At 69.6% G+C, this 5,706-nt stretch carries 5 protein-coding genes and 1 pseudogene; 2 read left to right on the top strand and 4 right to left on the bottom strand.

Going from position 1 to position 5,706, the window contains the following annotated elements:
- From M3N57_10445 to M3N57_10430, 4 genes and pseudogenes are all read right to left on the bottom strand, one after another.
- Positions 1-529 (bottom strand): lysophospholipase (locus tag M3N57_10445; GenBank protein ID MDP9023086.1); only part of this gene is annotated, 529 nt, incomplete at its 3' end.
- Positions 530-540: 11 nt separating this feature from the next.
- On the bottom strand, positions 541-2,367 hold the full coding sequence (locus M3N57_10440; GenBank protein MDP9023085.1) for a heme peroxidase: 1,827 nt from the start codon (positions 2,365-2,367) through the stop codon (positions 541-543).
- Positions 2,360-3,643: an FAD-binding protein gene (locus M3N57_10435; protein ID MDP9023084.1), complete on the bottom strand. Its 1,284-nt coding sequence runs from the start codon at positions 3,641-3,643 to the stop codon at positions 2,360-2,362. Before M3N57_10435 ends, M3N57_10440 begins: the two co-directional genes overlap by 8 nt.
- 274 nt (positions 3,644-3,917) lie before the next feature.
- Positions 3,918-4,143 (bottom strand): annotated as a pseudogene (locus M3N57_10430) (NAD(P)H-dependent oxidoreductase).
- A gap of 289 nt (positions 4,144-4,432) precedes the next feature.
- Here M3N57_10430 and M3N57_10425 point away from each other — a divergent pair.
- Positions 4,433-5,239, top strand: coding sequence for an Mrp/NBP35 family ATP-binding protein (locus tag M3N57_10425; protein ID MDP9023083.1), 807 nt, complete (start codon positions 4,433-4,435; stop codon positions 5,237-5,239).
- 194 nt (positions 5,240-5,433) lie between these two features.
- On the top strand, positions 5,434-5,706 hold a 273-nt coding region (locus tag M3N57_10420; protein ID MDP9023082.1), incomplete at its 3' end, for a hypothetical protein.

Raw genomic sequence — 5,706 nt, 5'->3', positions numbered from 1 at the left:
TGAAGACCTTGTCGACGTGCTCGGCGGGGTCCTCTCCGGCGAGTGGATAGGACCGCTGCAACAGGGAGCGGATGATCAGGCCGCCGGTCGAGTGGCCGACGAGCACAACGCGCTCGGTCGGCTCGTCAAGGCTCGTCACCGCCTTGACCTGGCTGATGAACTCGCGCAGGGCGTCGGCGGCGTCCTCGATCTCCAACCGCCGGCGGGGGGACCCTGGGAACGTGTGCGAGCTCGGATCGTAGTAGCGGTAGATCCAGATGCTTCTCGGGCCGGGGGGTCGGACCTGGGGCCTGCGGCGCGGGTCGGTGGCCTGCAGGCCCGCGCCGTAGGCGTCGACGTAGCCGTGGTCACCCATCAGCCGCAGGACGGGGCTCTCGAAGGCGAAGAACTCAGGCTTGCCCTCCTTGCCGACCCGCACATGCGTCGAGCCGGTGTTGAAGCCGTAGAAAGGGTCGTCGACCGTGGTCTCGACGCCGGCCTGGTTCATCGCGTAGCCACGCAGGTAGATGATGGGGTAGCCGGTCCTCACCGGCGGGCCTGTCACCGCGACGCCGCGCCGGCGGTGTCCTCGACCGACCGTGTCGCTCTCTCCCAGGGCGCGAAGGCGTTGCGGACGCCGCGCAGCGACGGTGCCAGGCCCGGGCAGTGGCGCAGCAGGACCGTGCCCATGTCGTTGTCGCGGACCCAGTCCAGCCCGGCCTGGGTGTAGACGCGCGGCGTGTAGTCGGTCGTGAAGAACCGGTCGCTCTTCAGCCGGCGCGAGGCCATAAGGATGAAGATGCGAAAGGCCGTGTCGCTGAAACCGAAGCCGGCCGGAGGAGGCTCGGCGTACATGCCGACCATCAGGTCCACGCGCTCGATGTCGCCCCCGTAGACACGCCTGAGCTGTTCGGCCCAGACGGGGTTGTCGGTCAGCGCCTCGAAGGACTCGGCCGCCGGCAGCCCCAACAACCTCCGGAAGGCGTTGTAGCGAGGCACGCCGCGCTCCCGTGTCCGCAGGATGTCGATCGCGGCCAAGTCGATGAGCGTCCCGTCCAGCTTCTCCAGCCGTTGCAGTGACCTCGGGTAGTTGTGCAGCGTGATCGCCCCGGGGTGAGAGGTGCCGAAGGAGTACAGCGCGTCGGTGAGGGGGATCCGCCTCAACTCCCCGTAGGCATGCCGCCCGGCCAGGTCCGGGAAGGCCATCGTGCCCCGCTCGAGCACCGTGTCGTCGGCTGCCGAGCGGAAGCTGAACTCGTCGGGAAGCAGCGGGTGCATCCGGTAGACGGCGACGAACTCCTCGGTGATCGAGTAGGGAGCCCCGTGGTGGTCGGTCGGCGAGCCGGGGATGCCGCTGAGGATCTCGCCGTCGCCCAGCCGTCCCACCAGCCTGGAGATCCGCTCCGTGGCCACGCCCCACCAGTTCGCCCGCATCGCGACCTGCATCGTCGGGTGCCCCAGGATGGCGGTGGTCCACTCGACGGTGTGGATCTTGGCGATCAGCGCCGCGACGACCAGGCGGGCGCGGTCGAACAGGTCGTCGTCGGACCAGGAGGGGTACTCGGCCTTCAGGCGGTCACAGACGGCGTTGTGCTCGCGCATGAACAGGACATGCAACAGGCCGAGGCCGAACCACCAGCCGTCGATGCCGCCGGGGAGCTCCTCCATGGCGGCAGGGTCGAACGGCAGCAGGCCGTCGTCGTCCAACCTCAGCTTGCCGTCGATCCCCGAGCGCACCATGCGCTGGAAGTCCTCGTTGCTCCCGTAGAGCTGCGAGGCGTCCCACCAGTGGCTCTCGACGTTGGTGAAGGTCGGGGGCCTGGTCTCGGTCTGTGTGGCATCCACGTCCGTCTTGGCGATGCGCATGGGTCGCTCCGGCCAGGGATCGTCCTCGGACAACTCCAGGCGCCATGGGTCGTCCTGGCGGGGTGGCCCGTGACTGAACCAGTCGCGAATCTCGAACTGCAGCCACGCGCACGCCAGCAGGTTGAGCGTCGTGGCGGGTACAAACGTCTCGCGCGTCAGCAGCTCACGACTGACCGTCCGGGGGTTGGGCTCCAGCAGCGCATCCTCGGCCTCGGGAAAGGTCGCCGGCAGGGGAACGTTGCGGCCGAAGCGGGTGCCTGCGCTGCCCATCGTCACCTGGCCGAGGTCGTTGCAGGTCCCGTCGGCGGTGCGCGACGTGAGCGCGCGGCCGCTCACCGACGACCCCTCGTCGGGCGAGGGGGTCGCCGACGAGGGGTCGTGCAGGTTGTCGCGGCGCAGGTTCTCCCGGATGCCTGCCAGGGTCAGCAGCCCGAGCGGCAGCGGCAGCCGATCCCAGCCGAATCGTCGGTCGAGCACGGTCGCCACCCGCCTGAACGTCAAGGACAACCATGACTCATTCATCACTGTTCGCTCCCCTCCCGGACAGCAGCGCCTCGAAGTAGTCGTTCAGCAGCCGATCGTTTGGATCGAGATCGGCACGCACCCGCTCGAAGGAGTCGATGCGATCCCCGAACGCTTTGTGGACCTGCGACCGTGTGAGCGCCGGGGTCTGGTTGAGCAGGGGAATGCCACCATGGCGGCTGCAGAAATCGTTGTAGGCGGGCAGAAAGTCCTCCCAGCCCTCCCCGCCCGTCGAGACGGGGTCGATGGTCATGACCGGGCCGGAGTGTGTGTAGGAGAAGGTCGAGCTGGTGTCCTGGCTGATGCGATAGCCCACGTGGGTGAGGTCCGGCCGGTAGGCGCTGGCGCGGAGATATGTGCGAGCGAAGTCGTAGTAGTCGCGCAGGGTCCGGGCGTAGCGGTCCTCGGGAAAGGCCCAGATGCTGAACGTGTAGCCGCTGCTGGTGGCCTTCTCCGGGTACCTGATCATCTGGTCGCTGGCGATCGTGTGCCTCCCGCGCAGCACGCGGACCGACATGACGTTGATGAGCCGCTGGAGTGCCTCGAGCAGGACGTGGCGAAGCCTCGTACTCGTGACCCGACGCGTGATCCAGGAGGCGGTGAAGGGGGCGATCGTGCTCCACATGAGGTTGCGGAGCCTCCACTGCCACGAGCTGGCGCGCCCGGGACGGCTGGCGGCCTCGTAGCGGCGGAACTCGACCGTGACCGCGTCGAGGTAAGGGTCGATGTAGAGCATGAGCGCCTCACCTCGGCCAAGCAGGGCTGGCAGCCGACGCTCGAAGACGTTCAGGTCGTAGGTGGCGTGGTGCACGACCATCGGCTCAATCGGTCGGACCTTGAACGTCGCCTCGTAGACGATGCCGAGCAGGCCGTGACTCGACCGCACGGCTCGGAGGAGCTCGGGCTGGTCCTCGGTGATCGTCATCCGCTCCCCGGAGGCCGTGACGAGCTTGATCTCGCAGGCGTAGGAGCAGACTTGGCCGTACTCGCCCGGGAAAGAGGCGTCCTTGGTCTGGCCGCAGGCGGCGCTGCCGATCGTGAGGTTGCCGATCTCGACGTTGACGTAGAACTGCAGCCCGTGCGCGCGCAAACGGCGGGAGACGTCGATGTACAGCGCCCCGGCTTCGGCGGTCACGGAGTCGGCGCCGATGTCCAGCACGCGGTCGAGACCGCGCATCGAGACGACCGTGCCGCCCTCGGCCACGCCGCAGGGCGTCGTGGAGTGGTTGGAACCGACAGCGCGGACCGGAGCCGGATAGGTGTCGGGATCCCGCATGACCCTGACGATCTCGTCGACGCTGCCTGGTTCGACGACTACCGCCGGCGACGACGTGATGTTGCCGAACCAGTTGCTGACCGGTCGCGTGCCCGTCGTCATCACGCTCCCTGCTCCAACGGCGACCGAATGAGACCCTAGTCACGCCGGCGGAGAAGACAAGCCCGCGGTGTGTGAACGCCTGCGCCTGTCGAGGTTGAACTCTCGCGACAGATCTCTCGCCAAAGGTGCAGGGAGGCGCCGCCGACGTCCCTTCGCCGCTCCCGCGGACGCCATGGAAGCCGGCCGTGCCGCGCACCGTGACCGCGTGCAGCTCTGCGAACACCTGGCGGAGCTGCTCGACGGCTCGCATCCCCGGCCATCCCCCCGTACGCCCCGAAGCCCACCGGCTTGGCGTTCCACTGGCGGTCCGCGACGTCGATGGCCTGCTCGAGCGAGGCCGGGTAGCCGTGGTTGTACTCGGGTGTGACCACCACGAAGGCATCCGCCGCATCGATGCGCGCGACGTAGCGGTGCGGTACGAGCCGGAGCATCGCCACCTCTTCGAGCCCGTCCGCCGGAACAGGGTGGCCGACCACGGGGCAGTCCGGCACCCAGAAGGTTGCGGGCCATCGGTCCGCCCATGATGCCGGTGCCCAGCACCACCACCGTGCCGTCCGCGTCCGTCCCAGCCCCGTGCCCCCGTCCGGTGACGGGCAAACCCGCGGTTGCGGCGGGCCGGCACCGCCACGGCCGCCGCCCGCGCGTTAGCGTGGCATGCACACACGTCGAGATCGCAAAGGCTCGGACATGGCCGCCAACCCGTTCGCCAGGGCGGACTCGGACACCAAGGTCATCGCGGTCGCCTCGGGCAAGGGAGGCGTCGGCAAGTCGTCGGTCACGACCAACCTGGCCGTCGCGCTCGCGCGACAGGGCCACCGGGTCGGGATCCTGGACGCGGACATCTGGGGCTACTCGATCCCGCTGATGATGGGCGCCAGGGGGCAGGCGCAGGTCGCCGGGAACCAGGTCCTTCCCGTGGAGGCCCACGGCTGCAAGGTCATATCCATCGGCTTCTTCCTCGATGCCGAGCGACCGGTGATCTGGCGCGGGCCGATGCTGCACAAGGCGCTGGAGCAGTTCCTGTCCGACGTGCAGTGGGGCGAGCTGGACTTCCTGCTGTGCGACCTGCCGCCCGGCACGGGCGACATCACGATCTCGCTGGCCCAGATGCTGCCGGGCGCCGACATGCTCGTCGTGACGACGCCGCAGGTGGCCGCCCAGCGGGTGGCGCTGCGGGCGGGGCAGTCCACCGCCCAGACCGGCATGCGCGTCGCCGGGGTCATCGAGAACATGTCGGTGTTCGTCGCACCCGACACCGGCCACGAGTACCGCATCTTCGGCCAGGGCGGCGGACAGCTGCTCGCGTCCGAGCTGGACACCCGGCTGCTGGGGTCGGTCCCCATCGATCCGCGGCTGCTGGAGGGCGGCGACACCGGCGTGCCGCTGGTCGTCGCCGAGCCCGACGCCCCGGCGAGCAGGGTGATCAGCCAGATCGCCGACCAGCTGGCGACGATGAAGCAGTCGCTTGTGGGCAGGAGCCTGCCGCTGCAGTGAGCCTCCCGGGAGACCCGCCATGACCGATCCCACGCCCGTTCCCGACCCCGGTGAGCCGACCCCGGTCCCGGACCCGGGCGAACCCAGACCGGCGCCCAGCCCCGGCGAGCCCCGCTGACCTCGTTGTATTACTCAAGGTGATCAGCCGGCCCGCCGAGTGAATCCCCCCGGGGAGATCGACGGCGGGGGCCGGCATGGACCATGGACGGGAGCACGGATCGCGCCGCAGGCTGGGCGCGTGGCTGGCGTGTGGGCTGGCCCTGGCGCTGGCCGTGCCGACCGACACGGCCAGGAGCGCGAGGGAGCCGCTGGACACGGTCTCCGGCGATCCGCTGGAGGCGCCGCCCGCACCCGACCACGTCCTCGTGAAGCTCCAGCCGGGCGCGGACCCCGACCGCCTCCCGGGCGAGGCCGAGCGCACGGGAGTGCCGGGGTGGGTCGAGGTGCCGGTCCGGCCCGGCCAGGCG

This window comes from Actinomycetota bacterium (genome assembly GCA_030776725.1).
GTDB lineage: Bacteria > Actinomycetota > Nitriliruptoria > Nitriliruptorales > JAHWKO01 > JAHWKW01.
The sequence above is the reverse complement of the archived record's forward strand: the minus strand, read 5'-3'. Positions and strand labels throughout refer to the sequence as shown.

Coding starts and splice junctions, on each gene's coding strand:
- M3N57_10440 (MDP9023085.1), bottom strand. CDS start 2,367: ATGAATGAGTCATGGTTGTCCTTGACGTTCAGGCGGGTGGCGACCGTG.
- M3N57_10435 (MDP9023084.1), bottom strand. CDS start 3,643: ATGCGGGATCCCGACACCTATCCGGCTCCGGTCCGCGCTGTCGGTTCC.
- M3N57_10425 (MDP9023083.1), top strand. CDS start 4,433: ATGGCCGCCAACCCGTTCGCCAGGGCGGACTCGGACACCAAGGTCATC.